The following is an 18,789-nucleotide window of genomic DNA, read 5'->3' on the forward strand; positions in this document are numbered from 1 at the left end:
CCTGCCTGTCTGCCTGCCGGGGCCTCAGAGCCGGGCGGTCCAGCGGACCCGGGTGCCCTTGTCGCGCGGCCCGGGCTCGTGCCAGGCGTCGCCGCCGAGCGCCTCGGCGCGGCGGGTGAGGTTGCGCAGGCCGGAGCGGCGGCCGCCGGGCGGGATGCCGACGCCGTCGTCGGTGACGGTGAGCAGCACGCCGGGCGGGCCGGTGCGGGAGGGGGAGAGCGGGCGGCCGTCCGGGCCGAGGTGGACGGTGGCGTCCACCTCGACGGCGACCCGGGAGGCGCGCGCGTGCCGGGCCGTGTTGGAGAGCATCTCGCGGAGCGCGGCCAGCAGTTGGCGGGAGGTCTTCTCGCCGACCAGGCTCTCCACCGGACCGGTGAAGGTGATGGTGGGCTTGAAGCCGAGCGCGGCGGCGGCCTGGCTGCCCTCGCGCAGCACCCGGGTGCGCAGGGTGTCCGGCCGGTCGTCGGAGTCGCCGTGCTGGAGGGCGTAGATGGTGGTGCGGACCTCCTGGATGGTGGCGTCCAGCTCGTCCACGGCCTGCCCGATCCGCTCCCGCACCTCGGGGACGACGGCCCGGCGGGCGGCCGACTCCAGCATCATGCCGGTGGCGAACAGCCGCTGGATGACCAGGTCGTGCAGGTCGCGGGCGATCCGGTCGCGGTCCTGGAAGACCGCCAGGCGCTGCTGGTCGCGCTGGTACTCGGCCAGCCGCAGGGCGAGCGCCGCCTGCGAGGCGAAGGTCTGCGAGAGCTGCCGCTCGGTCTCGGTGAACGGCGCCGTCCCGGCCCGGCGCCACACGCACAGCGCGCCCAGCACCCGGCCGGCGGAGACCATCGGCACCGCCATCGCCGGGCCGAACTCCCGCGCCAGCCGGTCGAACTGGGCGTCGGACGCGGTCTCCGGGGCGGTCGCCGGGTCGTCCAGGTAGACCGCCTGGCCGGCCAGCAGCTCGGGGACGAAGCCGTGCTCGGGCAGCAGTTCGCCGGTCAGGTGGCCGGCCTGCTCGCCGGAGGCGTGGGCGACCCGCATCCGGTCCTCGCCGGCCGGCAGCAGGATCATGCCGAGGGCGCCGTCGGCGAGTTCGCGGACCTGCTCGGCGGCGACGGTGAGCGCGACCCGCGCCTCGTCGGTGGAGAGCAGCGAGGTGGTCACGGCGGCCGCGCCGGTGATCCAGCGCTCACGGCGGCGGCCCTGCTCGTACAGCCGGGAGTTCTCGATCGCCACGCCCGCCGCCGCGCCGAGCGCCAGCACCACCTGCTCGTCCTCGGGCGTGAACGCGCCGCCGCCCTTCTTCCCGGTCAGGTACAGGTTGCCGAACACCTCGCCGCGGACCCGGATCGGCACTCCCAGGAAGGACACCATCGGCGGGTGGTGGGGCGGGAAGCCGACCGAGCGCGGGTCGGTGGACAGGTCGGTGAGCCGCAGCGGGCGCGGGTCGTCGATCAGCGCTCCCAGGATGCCCCGGCCGGTCGGCAGGTGGCCGATCTCGGCGGCCGTCGCGTCGTCGACGCCGATGTGGATGAAGTCGGACAGGCCGCTGCCGTTCGGGTTCACCACGCCCATCGCGGCGTAGTCGGCGTCCACCAGTTCGGCGGCGCCCGCCGCGATCCGCTGCAGCGTGACGTGCAGGTCCAGGCCCGCGCCGACCGAGACCACCGCCTCCAGCAGGCGCTGCATCCGGTCGGTGACGGCGGCGGCCGACTGGAGCCGCTCGGAGACCTCGGTGACCAGGGTGTCCAGGCCGAGCGAGGAGATCTCGGGGATGCGCGGCCGGCCGCCCTCGGCGTCCGGCTCGTCCGGCGTCTGCATGTCACCAGTGTGCACGTCTGTCATGGTTTGCCCATTCCCCGGGGCGGCCGGGCCCGATCAGGCCGCCACCCGCTCGCCCGCCCGTTCCCGCTCGACCATCGCCGCCAGCCGCCCGCCCGGCCGCGCCGCCAGCTCGGACCAGCGGCCGCGCTCGACCACCCGGCCGGCGTCCAGCACCAGCACCTCGTCCACCGCGTCGTCGTCCAGTCCGGCCAGCCGGTGGGTGATCAGCAGCGTGGTGCGGCCCTCGGTGGCCGCCAGCAGGTCGGCGGTCAGCGCGTCGGCGGTCGGCACGTCCAGGTGCTCGGCCGGCTCGTCCAGCACCAGCACCGGGAAGTCCGCGAGCAGCGCCCGGGCCAGCGCGAGGCGCTGGCGCTGGCCGCCGGAGAGCCGGGCGCCGTGCTCGCCGACCATGGTGTCCAGGCCGGCCGGCAGGCCGTCCACCCACGCCAGCAGCCGGGCCCGCTCCAGCGCCGCCCGCAGCGCGGCCTCGTCGGCGTCCGGGCGGGCCAGCCGCAGGTTCTCCCGCAGCGAGCTGTCGAAGACGTGCGCGTCCTGCGCGCACAGCCCGACCACCCGGCGGACGTCCTCGCCCGCCAGCTCCCGGGTGTCCGTGCCGTCCGCCAGCCGCACCGCCCCGGCCGCCGGCTCGACGAACCGCAGCAGCGCCTGCGCCAGCGTGCTCTTGCCCGAGCCGGAGGCGCCGACCACCGCGACCCGCCGCCCGGCCGTCAGCTCCAGGTCGACCCCGTGCAGCGCGTCCCGGTCGGCGCCCGGCCAGCGCACCCTCAACTCCCGCACGCTGATCGGCAGTCGGACGTCGGGCAGCGGCTTCGGGGCGGTCGGCTCGCGGACCGGCAGCGGGGCCGCCAGCACCTGCTCCAGCCGTTCCCGGGCGGCCAGGGCCCGCGTCCGGTGCCGGAAGGCGAGCGGCATCCCGGCCACCGCCTCGAACGCCGCCAGCGGCGTCAGCACCACCACCGCCAGGCACACCCCCGGCAGCGCCCCCGACGCCACCGCGCGCACCCCGACCGCCGCCGCCGCGACCACCGTCAGGCCCGACACCAGCGCCACCAGTCCCGCCGAGAGGCCGCCTGCGGCGGCCGAGCGGGCCGCCAGCCGGGTCAGCGCCCGGTCCGCGGCCGCCGCCGCGCCCAGCCGGTCCGGCAGCGCGCCCGCCACCGTCAGCTCGGCGGTGCCGGTCAGCGTGTCCACCACCGCGGTCGCCAGCTCGCCGCGGGCGGGCGCGTGCCGGCGCTCCGTCCGGCCGGAGACCCACCGCTCCAGCGCCGGGACGCCCGCGCCCGCCAGCAGCAGCCCCAGCGCCAGCACCAGGCCCGCCGCCGGCAGGAACGCGGCCAGCGCCCCGGCCGCGCCCAGCGAGACCACGGCGGCGACGGCGGCCGGCAGCCGCCAGCGCAGGTGGTGGTCCTGCACCGCGTCCACGTCCGCGACCAGCCGGGACAGCAGGTCGCCGCGCCGGAACTGCGGCAGCCCGGCCGGGGCCAGCCGCTCCAGCCGCTGGTAGACCGCCGTCCGGACCCCGCCCAGCGCCTTCAGCACCGCGTCGTGCGAGACCAGCCGCTCCGCGTACCGGAACACGCTCCGCCCGATCCCGAACGCCCGCACCGAAGTCACCGCGACCATCAGGTACAGCACCGGCGGCATCTGCGAGGCCCGCGAGATCAGCCAGCCGGAGGTGCCCATCAGCGCGACGGCGCAGCCCAGCGCGAGGGCGCCCAGCAGAACGGCGAGCCGGAACCGGGGGACGCGCTGCTCCAGGTCGCCCGCGGGGAGCGGCTCCTCCTCGGGCCGGGGCGGCGGGACGGCTCCTCCCGCTCGGCGCGGTTCCCCGCTCCCCCGGGTGCGCACCCGCTCGGGTGCCGCCGGCCCCGGCAGGTGGACGTGGTGGTCGGCGAGGGCGGTGAGGGCCGGGCGGTGGGTGATCAGCAGGACGGTGCGGTCGAGGGCGCGCAGGGTGGTGAGGAGGGCGGCCTCGGTGACCGGGTCGAGGTGGGCGGTGGGTTCGTCGAGGATCAGGACGGGGCGGTCGGCGAGCAGGGCGCGGGCCAGGGCGAGGCGCTGGCGCTGGCCGGCGGAGAGGCCGTGGCCGTTCTCGGCGAGGCGGGTGTCGGGAGTGGTGAAGTCGACGTGCGCGGCGGCGAGGGCGGCGGCGAGCTCGGCGTCGGTGGCGTCCGGGCGGGCGAGGCGGACGTTCTCGGCGACCGTCCCGGCGAACAGGTGGGGGTGCTGCGGGACCCAGGCGACCCGGGCGTGCCAGCTCGCCGGGTCGGTCTCGGCGAGGTCCTGCCCGTCGAGCAGGATCCGGCCGCCGTCGGGGCGGACGAAGCCGAGCAGGGCGTCGACCAGGGTGGTCTTGCCGGCGCCGCTCGGGCCGGTGAGGACGGTGGTGCGTCCGGCGGGGACCTCCAGCGAGAGGTCGGTGAGGGTGTCGCCGCCGCGGCCGGGGCGGCGGACCGTCAGGTGCTCGACCCGGATGCCGGTGCCGGTGCCGCCGCCGGCGGGCGCGGGCCGGGTGCCGCCGGCCGGGAGCGGGGTCTCCAGCACCTCGAAGATCCGCCCGGCGGCGGCCAGGCCCTCCGCGCTGGAGTGGTAGAGCGCGCCGACCTGGCGGATCGGCAGGTAGACCTCGGGGGCGAGGACGAGCACCAGCAGGCCGGTCTCCAGGTCGAGGGTGCCGCGCACTAGCCGGAAGCCGATCGAGACGGCGACCAGGGCGACCGACAGGGTGGAGAGCAGTTCCAGCGCGAAGGAGGAGACGAAGGCGAGCCGCAGGGTGCGCAGGGTGGCGCGCCGGTAGTCCTCGGTGATCCGGCCGATCGCCCGGGCCTGGGCGCGGGCCCGGCCGAAGACCTTGAGGGTGGGCAGTCCGGCGACCACGTCGAGGAAGTGGTGGGAGAGCCGGGAGAGTCCGGCGAACTGGCGGTCGGTGCGGGCCTGGGTGGCGTACCCGATCAGGATCATGAACAGCGGGACCAGCGGCAGCGTGACGCAGACGATCGCGGCGGACTCCCAGTCCGCGCCGAGGATCCGGACCAGCACGACCACCGGGACGACCACGGCGAGGGCGAGCTGCGGCAGGTAGCGGGCGAAGTAGTCGTCGAGGGCGTCGACGCCCCGGGTGGCGAGGGTGGCGAGGTCGCCGGTGCGGCGGCCGGTGAGGTAGCCGGGGCCGAGGGCGGTGGCGTGGTCGAGCAGTCGGCGGCGCAGCGCGGACTTCACGGTGGCGACCGAGCGGTGGGCGGTCAGTTCGGTGAGCCAGGCGACCAAGGCCCGGCCGAGGGTGACCGCGGCCAGGCCGAGCAGCTGCCCCCACGGGCCGGAGCGCCCGTCCTGGAAGGCGCCGACCACCAGCGAGGCGATCAGCGCGGCCTGGGCCACCAGCAGGAGCGCACCCGCCCCGCCGAGCACGACGGTGCCGGCGAGGAAGGCGCGGGTGGTGCGGGCGTGCGCCAGCAGCCGGGGGTCGATCGGACGCATCCGCTGCTGGCGTTCCATCGGGTTCTGCTCCTGCGTCAGTGGTGAGCGGCGGCGGGGATGTGCTGGACGCCGATCCGGCGGCGGAAGACCCAGTACGTCCAGCCCTGGTAGAGCAGCACGAGCGGGGTGAAGACCACCGCGACGACGGTCATCACCTTGAGCGTGTAGCCGGAGGACGAGGCGTTGGTGACGGTCAGCGACCAGGCGGGGTCGAGCGTGGAGGGCATCACGTCGGGGAACAGCGACAGGAAGAGCATCCCGACGGCGGCCACGATGGTCAGGCCGCTGAGCGCGAACGCCCAGCCCTCGCGGGCCAGCCGGTTGGCGCCGAGCGCGCCGAGCAGGGCGAGGACGGCGACCACCAGGGCGGCCAGGCTCCAGCCGTTGCCGGAGTGCGCCTGCGTCCAGACCAGGAAGACCAGGGCGAGCACGGCGGTGGCCAGGCCGAGGCCGGTGGCCTGGGCGCGGGCCCGGAGCCGGATCTCGCCGGAGGTCTTGAGCGAGGCGAACACCGCGCCGTGGAAGGTGAACAGCACCAGGGTGGTGAGGCCGCCGAGCAGCGCGTACGGGTTGAGCAGGTCCCAGAGCGTGCCGACGTAGTTCTTGTCGGCGTCGATGTCGACGCCGTGGACGATGTTGCCGAAGGCGACGCCCCACAGGAAGGCGGGCAGCAGCGAGGTCCAGAAGATCGCCAGTTCCCAGTTGCGCTGCCAGCGCTCGCCGCTGCGCTGGTGGCGGTACTCGAAGGAGACGCCGCGGACGATCAGGCAGACCAGGATCAGCAGCAGCGGGACGAAGAAGCCGCTGAACAGGGTGGCGTACCAGTCGGGGAAGGCCGCGAAGGTGGCGCCGCCGGCGGTCAGCAGCCACACCTCGTTGCCGTCCCAGACCGGGCCGATGGTGTTGATCAGGACGCGGCGCTCGGTGGTGTCCCGGGCCAGCGTCCGGGTCAGGATGCCGATCCCGAAGTCGAAGCCCTCCAGGAAGAAGTAGCCGGTCCACAGGACGGCGATCAGGATGAACCAGAAGTCGTGCAGGTGCATGGCGTCCGTCCTCAGTACGCGAAGGCGAGGGGCTGGTCGGCGTCCTCGTCGTCGGAGGGTCCGCGCAGGGTCGGGTCCTTCGCGGGCGGCCGCTCGGAGGTGTCGGGGCCGGCGGCGGCGTACTTGGCGAGCAGCCTGACCTCGATCACGGCGAGGACCGCGTAGAGCACGGTCAGCGTGGTCAGGCCGACCACCTGGGTGCCGACGGTGACGTTGGGGGAGACCGCGTCGCGGGTGCGCATCAGGCCGAACACCACCCAGGGCTGGCGGCCCATCTCGGTGAAGATCCAGCCGAAGCTGTTGGCGACCAGCGGGAAGCCCATGGTGAGGATGCCGATCCGCCAGCTCCACCGGGTGAAGAAGACGCTCATCTCGCGGTTCCGGGTGAGCATCAGCTTCGGCGGCTCGTCCTCGCCGGTGCGGTGGGCGGGGGCGAGCCAGAACTTCCGGCGGGTGGTCCACAGGCCGATCAGCGCGGCGACGAAGGACGTCATGCCGAAGCCGATCATCAGCCGGAAGCCCCAGTAGGTGACGAAGATGTTGGGGATGTAGTCCTCGGGCTGGCCGCCGTACTTCGCGGCCTCGGCGGCGGCGGTGTCGTTGATGCCGGGCACCGAGGAGGAGAAGTCGTTGTGGGCGAGGAAGGACAGTATCCCGGGGATCTCCAGCTCGACCGAGTTGTGGCCCTCGGTGACGTCGCCGATCGCGAACACCGAGAACGGGGCGGGCGCCTGGGTGTCCCAGAGCGCCTCGGCGGCGGCCATCTTCATCGGCTGCTGCTCGAACATCACCTTGCCGAGGGTGTCGCCGCTGATCGCGGTGCCCAGGCCGGCCACCACGGCGATGGCCAGGCCGACCCGCAGCGAGGTGCGCATCGCGGCGGTCTTCCGCCGGTCGGTCTCCTTGCCCCGCTTGGCCCGCCACAGGTGGTGGCTGGCGATGCCGACCACGAAGGCGGCGCCGGTGAGGAAGGCGGCGGTGAGGGTGTGGAAGACCTGGACGACGGTGGTGTTCTGGGTCAGCACCGCGACGATGTCGGTGAGCTGGGCCTTGCCGGTGGCCGGGTCGATCCGGTAGCCGACGGGGTGCTGCATCCAGGAGTTGGCGGCCAGGATGAAGTACGCGGACAGCGCGGTGCCGATCGCCACCAGCCAGATGCAGGCCAGGTGGACCTTCTTCGGGAGCCGGTCCCAGCCGAAGATCCACAGGCCGATGAAGGTGGACTCGAAGAAGAAGGCGATCAGCGCCTCCATCGCCAGCGGGGCGCCGAACACGTCGCCGACGAAGCGGGAGTAGTCGGACCAGTTCATGCCGAACTGGAACTCCTGGACGATGCCGGTGACCACGCCCATCGCGATGTTGATCAGGAAGAGCTTGCCCCAGAACTTGGTGGCGTGGAAGTACTTCTCCTTGCCCGTGCGCACCCAGGCCGTCTGTAGGCCGGCCACGATCGAGGCCAGGCTGATGGTGAGCGGGACGAAGAGGAAGTGGTAGACGGTGGTGATGCCGAACTGCCATCGCGAGATGGTCTCGTGAGCGACTGCTAGGTCCACTGCGCCCTCTCTCACAGTTGTGCGCATAACGGATATCAGGCACATCTAGCATCCAGGCGTGACGTACCCGTCCAAACCTGTCCGCTTGTGAACGTGAACACGTTCACAAAGGCAGTATCCATGATGCTTATCGGTGCGGATGCACGGGGGGTGGGTGTTTTCGGACACGCAGATGATCCGCCGCCCGCCCGGCCCGCCACAAGCAGCGGCCGGGCAGGCCGGGTGTACCGAACGGCGCTTGACGCCGACCGGACTGACGGGGCGTCAGCGCTGGTGGGGCAGCGAGAGCCGGAAGGCCGCGCCGTCGCCCGGCGCGGTGCGCAGGGTCAGCTCGCCGCCGTGCGCCGAGACCAGGGCGCTGGCGATCGCCAGGCCCAGGCCCGACCCCCCGGACTCGCCGGCCCGGCGGCTGCGCGAGGCGTCCGCCCGGTAGAAGCGCTCGAACACCAGGGCGGCCTGCTCGTCGGTCAGCCCGGGCCCCCGGTCGGCGACCTCCAGCAGGCAGCCGCCGTCCGCCCGGCCGACGCCGATCCGCACCGCGGTGCCGGGCGGGGTGTGCTTGACCGCGTTGCCGACCAGGTTGGTCACCACCTGGCGCAGCCGGGCCTCGTCGCCCAGCACCGGGGCGGGCTGCGGGGCGCCCTCGCCGTCCGGGCCGGTCAGCGCGACCGGGCGGCCGGGGTCGAGCGCGGTCAGGTCGTGCAGGGCGTCGGCGGCCAGCGTGCGCAGGTCCATCGGGGCCAGGTCGAGCGGGCGCTCCTCGTCGAGCCGGGCCAGCATCAGCAGGTCCTCGACCAGCGCGCCGAGCCGGACCGCCTCCGACTCGATCCGGTCCATCGCCCGGTCGACGTCCTGCAGCGCGCCCATCCGGTGCAGCTCGGCGAAGCCGCGGATGCCCGCCAGCGGGGTGCGCAGCTCGTGCGAGGCGTCCGCGACGAAGCGGCGCATCCGCTCCTCGGAGGCGGCCCGGGCGGCGAACGCGGTCTCGATGTGGGTGAGCATCCCGTTCAGCGCGGCGGACAGCCGGCCCGCCTCGGTGCGGACGGGCAGCTCGGGCATCCGGTACGACAGGTCGCCGTCGGCGATCCGCTGGGCGCCCGCCTCCAGCTGGCGCAGCGGCCGCAGCCCGGCCCGGACCGCGACCGCGCCCAGGCAGGCCAGGCCGGCCAGCACCGCGGCGCCGATGGTCAGGAAGGTGGTGCGCAGGTGCGAGATGGTCGACTGGACCTCCGCCAGCGGCACCGCGACCTGCACGTACTTCGGCCCGGCCGGGTCCGCGGCGCCGGCCCGCTGCAACGGCAGCACCATCGAGCGCCACTCGCTGGAGCGCGGCCCGGAGGCGGTGAACGGGTCGGCCAGCCGCTCGGTCAGCCCCTTGCGGTCCAGCGCGGGCAGCTGCGGCGGCGGGTCGGAGTCGCTCAGCGGCTGCCGGATCACCGACAGCACCGAGCCGTCCTCGCCCAGGTAGCGCACCACGTACTCGCTGGGCAGGCTCTGCCCGGCCCGGCGGGTGGCGCCCTGGGTGCTGCTGAACACCGAGCCGGTGGCCTGCTTGGACGGCGCGCGGCGGGAGAGCGGTTCGGCGAACCGGTCGAGCTGCTCGTCGACCCGGTCCACCAGCTGGCCGCGGACGGTGCCCAGCACCAGGGTGTCGCTCACCACCAGGCCGGTGGTCACCAGCAGCAGCGCGAGCACCAGCAGGCGCACCCGCAGCGAGAAGCGGGCCACGTCAGCCGTTGGGCGGGCGGCGCAGCGCGTAGCCGATGCCGCGGACCGTGTGGATCAGCTTGGGGCCGTGCGCCGGGCCGGAGTCCAGCTTGCGGCGCAGGTAGGAGATGTACGACTCGACGATGGAGAGGTCGCCGCCGAAGTCGTAGGCCCACACGTGGTCGAGGATCTGCGCCTTGGAGACCACCCGGCCGACGTTGGCCATCAGGTAGTGCAGCAGCTTGAACTCGGTGGGGGAGAGCGAGACCGGGACGCCGCCGCGGGTGACCTCGTGCGCGGTCGGGTCCAGGGTGAGGTCGGCGACCACCAGGCGGCCGTCGTCGGCGGGGCCGCCGGCCCGGCGCAGGATCGCCCGGATCCGGGCGATCAGCTCCTCCAGGCTGAACGGCTTGGTGACGTAGTCGTCGGCGCCGACCGCCAGGCCCTGCACCTTGTCGCCGGTGCCGTCCTTGGCGGTCAGGAACAGCACCGGGACGTGCTCGGGGCTCTGCGGCCACTGGGCCTGGTCGCGCAGTCGGCGCACCACGGTGAAGCCGTCCAGGTCGGGCAGCATCACGTCCAGCACCACCAGGTCGGGGCGCTCGGCGGCGACCGCGTCCAGCGCCTCCTGGCCGGTGGCGGCGGAGGCCACCCGGAAGCCGGAGAAGCGCAGGCTGGCCGAGAGCAGTTCGCGGATGTTCGGCTCGTCGTCGACCACCAGCAGGAAGGGCTCGCCCCCGGCCTGGGCCGTCGGGACCGGGTTCGACTGCACTGCGCCTGACACGATTGCTCCGCCTCCCGGCCGGACGAATGGGCCACCCCGGACACCACGGGGTCTGTCCGCGGCGCCGCCGGGGTTCACCCGACCGGACGCCGTCGGACAGACCCTAGCCCGGCCAGGCTACGCAAAGCGGATGAAGATTGGATTAGTCATCCGCTCGTGCCCGAACCGGTACCGGAATCAGCCGTTCCCGCCACTGCCGGTGGTGCCGCCGTTGCCGCCGGTGGTCCCGCCGCCGTTGCCGCCGGCGCCGCCCCGGTTGCCGCCGAAGCCGCCCGGGGCGCCGCCCTCGGTGAGCTGGGTGGCGCGGTAGGAGCCGTCCTCGGCCTTGCTGCCCGCGACGGTGACGGTCTGGCCGGGCTGCAGGTCGCCGACCTTGCCCTCCTTGGTGGTGGTGACCCTGGTGGAGTCGCCGGTGGTGACCTTGACGGTGCTGCCGTCGGCCGTGGTCAGGTAGACGGTGTCGCCGTCCACCGACTTCACGGTGCCCCGGGTGAAGCCGCCCGCGGCGCCGCCGGGGGCCTGGCCGGTGCCGGCGCCGCCCGCGGCCTGGCCGCCGCCGAAGCCGCCGTACCCGCCGCGGCCGGTGCCGCCGCCGGGGAAGCGGTCGCCGGCGGCGCCCGCCCGGTTGGCGCCCCCGGTGGTGCCGCTGTCCTTCTGGTACCAGACGCCGCCCGCGAAGGAGAGCACGGCGATGACGCAGCCGGCCAGGGCCAGGGTGGGCCAGGGGAGCCCGCGGCGCGGTGGCGCGGACAGCTCGGCGGTGATGTCGCGGGCGTCCGGCGCGGTGGCCAGCAGCTCCTGGTCGTCAGACACGGGGGTCTCCTTCTACTCGTGCCGGAGGGCGTCGATCGGGCGCAGCGAGGCGGCCCGGTTGGCGGGGTAGCTGCCGAAGAACAGGCCGATGGCGACGGCGATGGCGAACGCGCCGAGCACCGACTCGGGGATCACCACGGGCTTGATGCCGACCACCGGGAAGTGCGAGCCGACGACCCCGGCGAGCACGCCGAGGCCGGCGCCGACCACCGACAGCAGGGTGGACTCGGCGAGGAACTGGCCGAGGATGACCGCGCGGGGCGCGCCGAGCGCCTTGCGGATGCCGATCTCCTTGGTCCGCTCGGTGACCGTCACCAGCATGATGTTGGTGATGCCGATGCCGCCGACCAGCAGCGAGATCGCGGCGACCGCGCCGAGCAGGACGGTGAAGGTCCTGGTGGTGGACTCGCGGGCGGTCAGCAGCGAGGCCTGGTTGCTGATCCGGAAGTCGGCCTTGGTGGCGTCCTTGACGGCGTGGGTGCCCAGCAGGATCCGGGTGATGTCGGCCTGCGCCTCGGTGGTGGCGTCGGCGGAGGAGGCCTGCACCAGGATCTGGTTGACCGAGCCGAAGCCGGTGAACGCGTTCTGCACGGTCGGCAGCGGGGCGACCACCACGTCGTCGGGGTCGTTGAAGCCGGTGGAGCCCTTGGCCTTCAGCACGCCGACCACGGTGAACGGGGTGCCGCCGAGGGTGATCCCCTTGCCGACCGGGTCCTCGGCGGCGAACAGCTCCCTGGCGGTGGTCGAGCCGAGCACCGCGACCTTGCGGGAGTTCAGCACGTCGTCGGCGGAGAAGTAGTCGCCCTTGTCGACCTTCAGGTTGGCGGTCTCGAAGTAGGCGGGGTAGGTGCCGACGACCTGCCCGGGCTGGTACGAGACGTTTCCGTACAGCGCGGTGCCGCTGGTGGTGACCACCGGGGCGACCGACTTGATGGACGGGGTGTCGGCGGCGGTGGCGAGCGCCTTGGCGTCCTCCACGGTGAGCTTCTTGGCGGCGGTGGCCGAGCCGCGCGAGGCGGCGGAGGAGACGGTCAGCGCGTTGGTGCCGAGGGAGGTGATCGACTCCTTGACCGCCACCGAGGAGCCGTTGCCGACCGCGAGCAGCAGGATCACCGAGGCGACGCCGATCAGCACGCCGAGCATGGTCAGCGCGGAGCGGACCTTGTTGGCGGCCAGGCCGCCGACCGCGAAGCGGAGCATCTGCCAGGCGATCACGCGACCACCCCCGGGGCCGCGGCCAGGGCCGGCGGCGGCCCTTCGACCGGGGCCTGCCGGACGTCCGAGACGATCGCGCCGTCGACCAGCCGGAGGACCCGCTTGGCGTGGCGCGCGACCTCGTCCTCGTGGGTGATCACCACCACGGTGCGGCCGCGCGCGTTGAGTCCGTCGATGATGCCCAGCACCTCCTCGGTGGAACGGCTGTCGAGGTTGCCGGTGGGCTCGTCGGCGAGCAGCATCGCGGGCGCGGTGACCAGCGCCCGGGCCACCGCGACGCGCTGCTGCTGGCCGCCGGAGAGCTGGTTGGGCTTGTGCCCGGCCCGGTCGGCCAGGCCGACCAGGCCCAGCGCGGCCATCGCCCGGCGGCGCCGCTCGGCGGCCCGGACGCCCGCGTAGGCGAGCGGCAGTTCGACCTGGGCCAGCGCGGTGGTGCGGGGCACCAGGTTGAAGGACTGGAACACGAAGCCGATCCTGCGGTTGCGGACCAGCGCGAGCCGGCCCTCGTCCAGGTGGCCGACGTCGGTGCCGTCCAGCAGGTAGCGGCCGGTGCTGGGCACGTCCAGGCAGCCGAGGATGTTCATCAGGGTGGACTTGCCGGAGCCGGAGGAGCCCATCACCGCGACGTAGTCGCCCTCCTCGACGTCCAGGTCGACGCCGAGCGGTTCGCCGCCGCCGGTCAGCGGCCCGCGCAGGGCGTGCACGACGGCGTCGCCGTGGCCGTAGGACTTGGTGACCTTCCGGATCCGGATCACCGGGGGCTTGGCGGTGCGCATCAGCGGGTGCCTCCGCCGCCGCCGCGGGTGCCGCCGCCGGTCCCGCCGCCGAAGCCGCCGGCCGCGCCGCCGAGACCGCCCGCGGCGCCGCCCGCGCCCGGGAACTGGCCGGACGGGAAGCCGTTGCCGGTGCCCGCGGTGGTGGAGGTCAGCTCGACCTTCTCGCCCTCGGTCAGGCCCTCGGTGACCTGCACGGTGCTGTCGCCCTCGATGCCGACGGCGACCTGCACCCGCTCGGTGCTGCCGTCGTCGTGCACGACGGTCGCGGTGCGGGTGGCGCCGGTGCCCTGGAGGGCCGAGGTGGGCACCGACAGGGCGTTCTCGGCGGAGCCGGTGGTGACCGAGACGGTGGCGCTCAGGCCGGTGCGCAGCGCCGAGGTGTCGGAGCTGATCTGCAGCGTCGCGCCGTACTGCACGGCCCCGTTGGTGGAGCTGGAGGGCAACGAGGAGACCGACAGTACGGTGGCCTCCAGCTTGGTGTCGGACTGCGCGTTCAGGGTGACGGTCGCCGCCTGGCCCTTCTTCAGCTTGAGCGAGTCCAGCTCGGAGAAGTTCGCGGTGACCTCCATCCCGGACGGGTTGGTCAGCACGATGAAGCCGGACGGGGTGGTGCTCGCGCCCCCGCCGGTGGTCGTGGTCTTGGCGCCGGAGGAGGAGCCGGAGGAGCCGGTGGAGCCGCTGCCGGTGGAGCCGTTGCCGGAGACGCTCTCGCCGACCTTGCCGGAGATCGAGGCGACGGTGCCGTCGGTGGTCGCGGTGAGGGTGGTGCCGGCCAGCGCGTCCTTGGCGTTGGCGAGCGTCGCCTCGGCGTTGTCGACCTGCTGCTGGGCGGCGGCCACCTGGGCCTGGTCGACCTTGACGGTGGTCGTGGTGGCCGGCTGCGGGGTGCTGCCCGTGCCGCCCGCGCCCGTTCCACCCGCGCCCGTGCGGCCGGACGAGCCGGAGCCCGACGTGCCGGGCACCGTGGTGGTGACGGTCTCGCCGGCCTCGGCCTTGGTCAGGTTGGCCTCGGCGGTGTTCAGCGCGGCCTGCGCCTGGTCGACCTGCTGCCGGGCGGCGGCGGTGTCGACGGTGGCGAGCACCTGGCCCTTCTTCACCGCGTCGCCGACCGCGACCTTCACCGAGGTGAGCCGGCCCCCGGTGGTGAAGTCCTGCCCGGCGTCGGACGGTGAGAACAGCGTGCCCGATCCGGACACGGTGGCCTGGACCGTTCCCTTGGCCACCGTGGCGGTCCTGACCCTGGAACCGGCGGCGGCCTTGCCGGTGCCGGTGTCCAGGGTGGTGTACGCCAGCGCGGCCCCGCCGATCAGGGCCACGCCGAGCGCGGAGTTGACGAGGACGGCCCCACGCCGTCGCGGAAGCACCTTCATGGCGCAGAAGCATCGTCGGGCGCTCTTGCGCCGCTCTGTGCGGATCCTGGACGCCCGCTGGGACCGGTGATCCGGGCAAATCACCGCGCACCGGTCGCGCGGGGGCCGGTGCGCGACCGGCCGACCACCAGCCCTTGACCTCCCTCCCAGGCACCTCCCAGCAAAGTCCCGTCCGTGCTTCACGCGGGCGTCCCGCGGACGGTGCCGGTCAGTCGGTGAGCCTCCCCGCGAAGTGGTCGAGGTAGGCCTGCATGTCGAAGTGCCCGTGGCCGGAGAGCGCGAACACGATCGCCTTCGACTCGCCGGACTCCCGGCAGGCCAGCGCCTCGTCGACCGCCACCCGCACCGCGTGGGTGGACTCCGGCGCGGGCACGATCCCCTCGGCCCGGGCGAAGGCCACGCCCGCCTCGAAGCAGGCGGTCTGCGGCACCGCGACGGCCTCGACCAGGCCCAGCTCCTTGAGGTGGCTGACGATCGGCGACATGCCGTGGTAGCGCAGCCCGCCGGCGTGGATCGCGGGCGGGGTGAAGCCGTGCCCGAGGGTGTGCATCCGCATCAGCGGGGTGGTGCCGGCGCTGTCGCCGAAGTCGTAGTCGTACCGGCCCCGGGTCAGCGAGGGGCAGGAGGCGGGCTCGACCGCGACCGCCCGCACCGCGCGGCGGCCCGCCAGCTGCTCGCCCAGGAACGGGAAGGCCAGGCCGCCGAAGTTGGAGCCGCCGCCGGCCGCGCCGATCACCACGTCCGGGTAGTCGTCGATCCGGGCGAACTGGGCCAGCGCCTCCCGGCCGATCACCGTCTGGTGCAGCAGCACGTGGTTCAGCACCGAGCCGAGCGCGTACTTGGCCCGGCCGCCGGCCGCCGCGACCCGCTCCACCGCCTCGGAGATCGCCAGGCCGAGGCTGCCGGTGGCCGCCGGGTCGGCCGCCAGCGCGGCCCGCCCGGCGGCGGTCAGCCCGGAGGGCGAGGCGTGCACCGAGGCGCCGTAGGTCTCCATCAGGGCCCGCCGGTAGGGCTTCTGGTCGTAGGAGACCCGGACCATGAAGACCTCGCAGTCCAGCTCCAGGAAGGAGCAGGCCAGGCCGAGCGCGCTGCCCCACTGCCCGGCGCCGGTCTCGGTGACCAGGCTGGTCACCCCGGCCGCCTTGTTGTAGTACGCCTGCGCCAGCGCGGTGTTGAGCTTGTGCGAGCCGGTCGGGTTGCCGCCCTCGTACTTGTAGTAGATCCGGGCGGGGGTGCGCAGCGCGCGCTCCAGGCGCTCGGCGCGCACCAGGGGCGCGGGGCGGAAGCGGCGGTACAGGTCGAGGACGGCGCCGGGGATGTCGACCTCGCGCGGGCCGCCGAGCTCCTGGGCGACCAGCTCGGCGGGGAACAGCGGGGCGAGGTCGTCGGCGGTGACCGGCTCCTTGGTGCCGGGGTGCAGCATCGGCGGGACCGGCTCGGGCAGGTCCGGCAGGATGTTGTACCAGGCGGTGGGGATCGGGTCGGCGTCGTGCTGGCTCATCCGGGCTCTCCCTGCGGTGCGTCGTGCGCTTTCCGCAGGGAGTCCTTCCCACCCGGGCGGGGCGGGCAACCGCGCCGCCCGCCCCGTCCGGTGACGGCGGCTCAGAGCTCCTTGCGGAACGCCTCCGCGGCGCCCAGGAACAGGTCGTTGCCCTTGACCTCGCCGATCGAGACCCGGACGCCCTCGCCGGCGAACGGGCGGACCACCACGCCGGCCTCGGCGCAGGCGGCGGCGAAGTCGAGGGTGCGCTCGCCCAGGCGCAGCCAGACGAAGTTGGCCTCGGAGTCGACGACCGTCCAGCCCTGGGCGCGCAGCGCGGCGGTGACCCGGGCGCGCTCGGCGACCAGCGCCTCGACCCGCTCCAGCAGGGCGTCCTCGGCGCGCAGCGAGGCGACCGCGGCGTCCTGGGCGAGCTGGCTGACGCCGAACGGGACGGCGGTCTTGCGCAGCGCGTCGGCGACCGGCTCGTGCGCGACCGCGAAGCCGACCCGCAGGCCGGCCAGGCCGTACGCCTTGGAGAAGGTGCGCAGCACGCAGACGTTGGGGCGGTCGCGGTAGAGCTCGATGCCGTCGGGGACGTCGGCGTCGCGGATGAACTCGCGGTAGGCCTCGTCCAGCACCACCAGGACGTCGGCGGGGACGGCGTCCAGGAAGCGGACCAGCTCCTCGCGGTGGATGGCCGCGCCGGTCGGGTTGTTCGGGTTGCAGACGAAGACCAGCCGGGTGCGGTCGGTGATCGCGGCGAGCATCGCGTCCAGGTCGTGCGCCTCGTCGGCGGTCAGCGGGACGGGCACGGGGGTGGCGCCGGCCACCTGGGTGATGATCGGGTACGCCTCGAAGGAGCGCCAGGCGAAGACCACCTCGTCGCCGGGGCCGGCCGCGGAGAGCACCAGCGACTGGGCGACGCCGACCGAGCCGGTGCCGGTGGCGACGTGCTCGGCGGGGACCCCGAAGCGCTCGGCGAGCTCGGTGACCAGGCCGCCGACCGCCATGTCCGGGTAGCGGTTGAAGGAGCCGGCGGCGGCGACCGCGGCCTCCAGCACGCCGGGCAGCGGCGGGTAGGGGTTCTCGTTGGAGGAGAGCTTGAAGGCGTCGGCTCCGGCGGGCTTGCCCGGCTTGTAGCTGGGGATGCCGCCGAGGCTGGGGCGCAGGCGGGGGCCGGGTTCGGGCTGGACCACGGGGTTCTCCGTTTCTCGTTACTCGGCGGTGGCGCCGTTCCGCCCCCGGTCGGGTGCCGTGAACGATACCGACCGCCCTCACCCGTGCGGGTGAGATGCTCGTCCGGGTTACGGGTGCAGTTCAGCCATTCTGCCGGGTTCCTTTGGCACATGTCAGAGGTATCCGGGCCGGAAAAACACCGTGATCGAAGGGCCCGCGTCGTCGGCGCCCGAAGGGAAACGTATCTCCGACGTCCTGTAGCGAACCGGTAACGGACCGCCGTCACGAGCCATACGATCGGTCCGCCATGACAGCAGCAGCCAACCAGAACGGTCGACGGGCCACCGCGTCCCGGCGCCTGGAGCGGGCCGGCATCCGGGACGTCGCGGCGGCCGCCGGCGTGTCCATCACCACCGTCTCGGACGCCCTGAACGGCAAGGGACGCCTCCCGGACGAGACCCGCAGCCGGGTCCGCGAGGTCGCCGAGCGACTCGGGTACCGGCCGTCCGCGGCCGCCCGCACCCTGCGCACCGGGCGGTCGGGGCTGATCGGCCTGACCGTCACCACGTACGGCGAAGAGCCGTTCACCTTCACCGAGTTCGCCTACTTCGCGGAGATGGCCCGGGCCGCCACCAGCGCCGCGCTCGGGCGCGGCTACGCCCTGGTGGTGCTGCCCGCCTCGTCCCGGCACGACGTGTGGAGCAACATCGCGCTGGACGGCACGGTGGTGATCGACCCGCCCGACCAGGACCCGCTGGTCACCGAGCTGTACCGGTCCGGCGTCCCGGTGGTCTCCGACGGCAAGCCCGGCAACTGCCCGGTCACCGCCTGGGTCGACAACGACCACGAGGCCGCCGTGCTGGGCATCCTGGAGCACCTGAGCGAGGCCGGCGCCCGCCGGATCGGCCTGCTCACCGGCACCTCCACCGACACGTACACCCGGCTCTCCACCGAGGCGTACCTCGCCTGGTGCGACCGGGTCGGCCAGGAGCCGGTGTACGAGGCCTACCCGGCCCACGACCCGGCGGCCGGCGCGGTCGCCGCCGACCGGTTGCTGGCCCGCCCGGACCGGCCGGACGCGGTGTACGGCCTGTTCGACCCGAACGGCACCGACCTGCTGGCCGCCGCCCGCCGCTACGGGCTGCGGGTGCCGGACGACCTGCTGCTGGTGTGCTGCAGCGAGTCCGACGTGTACGCCAACACCGAACCGCCCATCACCACGCTGTCGCTGAAACCCCGTCGGATCGGCACCACCGTGGTCAACCTGCTGATCGACGCGATCGAGGGCGTCGACGCGGGCACCGGCACCGCCACCGGCCGGCTCTTCCCGCCGCGCTACCGCACCGCCGGCACCGGGCCGCCGCCCGGCACCCTGATGCCCACCGAGCTGATCGTCCGGGCGTCCTCGCAGCGCCGCACCCCGCGCACCACCGTCAGCCCGCCCCGGGCCCCCGGCGAGGGGTAGCGGCGGGCCCCGCCCGACCGCCGGTCCCGGCCACCCGGTCCAGACCACCGCAGACCGGTACGGACCGGGCGGCGGGAGGGCCCGCGCGGGGCCG

At 74.3% G+C, this 18,789-nt stretch carries 13 protein-coding genes; 1 reads left to right on the forward strand and 12 read right to left on the reverse strand.

Translation table 11 applies throughout. The features are described 5' to 3' along the window. Positions 1-24: 24 nt before the first annotated feature. The 12 genes from ACZ3J7_RS08190 to hisC all read right to left on the reverse strand — a co-directional run bounded on the left by ACZ3J7_RS08190 (position 25) and on the right by hisC (position 17,250). A complete protein-coding gene (locus tag ACZ3J7_RS08190; protein WP_465618084.1) occupies positions 25-1,809 on the reverse strand; it encodes a sensor histidine kinase in 1,785 nt (594 codons plus the stop codon). A 57-nt stretch (positions 1,810-1,866) separates the two neighbouring features. Beyond that, positions 1,867-5,310 (reverse strand): thiol reductant ABC exporter subunit CydD, encoded by a 3,444-nt coding sequence (gene cydD, locus ACZ3J7_RS08195; RefSeq protein WP_465618719.1) that lies wholly within the window; start codon positions 5,308-5,310, stop codon positions 1,867-1,869. 35 nt (positions 5,311-5,345) lie between these two features. After that, positions 5,346-6,353 carry a cytochrome d ubiquinol oxidase subunit II gene (cydB, locus tag ACZ3J7_RS08200; RefSeq protein ID WP_465618086.1) on the reverse strand — a complete coding sequence of 336 codons (1,008 nt, stop codon included), beginning with the start codon at positions 6,351-6,353 and terminating at the stop codon, positions 5,346-5,348. Positions 6,354-6,364: 11 nt separating this feature from the next. Beyond that, entirely contained in the window at positions 6,365-7,906 is a 1,542-nt protein-coding gene (locus ACZ3J7_RS08205; protein ID WP_465618088.1) for a cytochrome ubiquinol oxidase subunit I, read from the reverse strand. Positions 7,907-8,170: 264 nt separating this feature from the next. Beyond that, positions 8,171-9,634, reverse strand: coding sequence for a sensor histidine kinase (locus ACZ3J7_RS08210; protein ID WP_465618090.1), 1,464 nt, complete (start codon positions 9,632-9,634; stop codon positions 8,171-8,173). Between the two features lies 1 nt (position 9,635). Further along, on the reverse strand, positions 9,636-10,397 hold the full coding sequence (locus tag ACZ3J7_RS08215; RefSeq protein ID WP_465618092.1) for a response regulator transcription factor: 762 nt from the start codon (positions 10,395-10,397) through the stop codon (positions 9,636-9,638). 177 nt (positions 10,398-10,574) lie between these two features. After that, positions 10,575-11,210 carry a hypothetical protein gene (locus ACZ3J7_RS08220; protein ID WP_465618094.1) on the reverse strand — a complete coding sequence of 212 codons (636 nt, stop codon included), beginning with the start codon at positions 11,208-11,210 and terminating at the stop codon, positions 10,575-10,577. Between the two features lie 12 nt (positions 11,211-11,222). Further along, positions 11,223-12,425 (reverse strand): ABC transporter permease, encoded by a 1,203-nt coding sequence (locus ACZ3J7_RS08225; protein ID WP_465618096.1) that lies wholly within the window; start codon positions 12,423-12,425, stop codon positions 11,223-11,225. Continuing rightward, positions 12,422-13,201 carry an ABC transporter ATP-binding protein gene (locus ACZ3J7_RS08230; protein ID WP_465618098.1) on the reverse strand — a complete coding sequence of 260 codons (780 nt, stop codon included), beginning with the start codon at positions 13,199-13,201 and terminating at the stop codon, positions 12,422-12,424. Before ACZ3J7_RS08230 ends, ACZ3J7_RS08225 begins: the two co-directional genes overlap by 4 nt. Further along, positions 13,201-14,571 (reverse strand): efflux RND transporter periplasmic adaptor subunit, encoded by a 1,371-nt coding sequence (locus ACZ3J7_RS08235; RefSeq protein WP_465618100.1) that lies wholly within the window; start codon positions 14,569-14,571, stop codon positions 13,201-13,203. The genes ACZ3J7_RS08230 and ACZ3J7_RS08235 overlap by 1 nt, the downstream gene beginning before the upstream one ends. 208 nt (positions 14,572-14,779) lie before the next feature. Beyond that, positions 14,780-16,072: a TrpB-like pyridoxal phosphate-dependent enzyme gene (locus tag ACZ3J7_RS08240; RefSeq protein WP_465618102.1), complete on the reverse strand. Its 1,293-nt coding sequence runs from the start codon at positions 16,070-16,072 to the stop codon at positions 14,780-14,782. 101 nt (positions 16,073-16,173) lie between these two features. Further along, entirely contained in the window at positions 16,174-17,250 is a 1,077-nt protein-coding gene (gene hisC / locus ACZ3J7_RS08245; RefSeq protein ID WP_465618104.1) for a histidinol-phosphate transaminase, read from the reverse strand. 287 nt (positions 17,251-17,537) lie between these two features. Between hisC and ACZ3J7_RS08250 the strand changes: the two genes are divergently transcribed. Further along, positions 17,538-18,695, forward strand: a complete 1,158-nt coding sequence (locus tag ACZ3J7_RS08250) for a LacI family DNA-binding transcriptional regulator (RefSeq protein ID WP_465618106.1) — start codon at positions 17,538-17,540, stop codon at positions 18,693-18,695. The last annotated feature ends 94 nt before the right edge of the window (positions 18,696-18,789 follow it).

The sequence above is a fragment of the Kitasatospora sp. NPDC015121 genome, assembly GCF_055562955.1.

Coding starts and splice junctions, on each gene's coding strand:
- ACZ3J7_RS08190 (WP_465618084.1), bottom strand. CDS start 1,809: ATGCAGACGCCGGACGAGCCGGACGCCGAGGGCGGCCGGCCGCGCATC.
- cydD (WP_465618719.1), bottom strand. CDS start 5,310: ATGCGTCCGATCGACCCCCGGCTGCTGGCGCACGCCCGCACCACCCGC.
- cydB (WP_465618086.1), bottom strand. CDS start 6,353: ATGCACCTGCACGACTTCTGGTTCATCCTGATCGCCGTCCTGTGGACC.
- ACZ3J7_RS08230 (WP_465618098.1), bottom strand. CDS start 13,201: ATGCGCACCGCCAAGCCCCCGGTGATCCGGATCCGGAAGGTCACCAAG.
- ACZ3J7_RS08235 (WP_465618100.1), bottom strand. CDS start 14,571: ATGAAGGTGCTTCCGCGACGGCGTGGGGCCGTCCTCGTCAACTCCGCG.
- ACZ3J7_RS08240 (WP_465618102.1), bottom strand. CDS start 16,072: ATGAGCCAGCACGACGCCGACCCGATCCCCACCGCCTGGTACAACATC.
- ACZ3J7_RS08250 (WP_465618106.1), top strand. CDS start 17,538: ATGACAGCAGCAGCCAACCAGAACGGTCGACGGGCCACCGCGTCCCGG.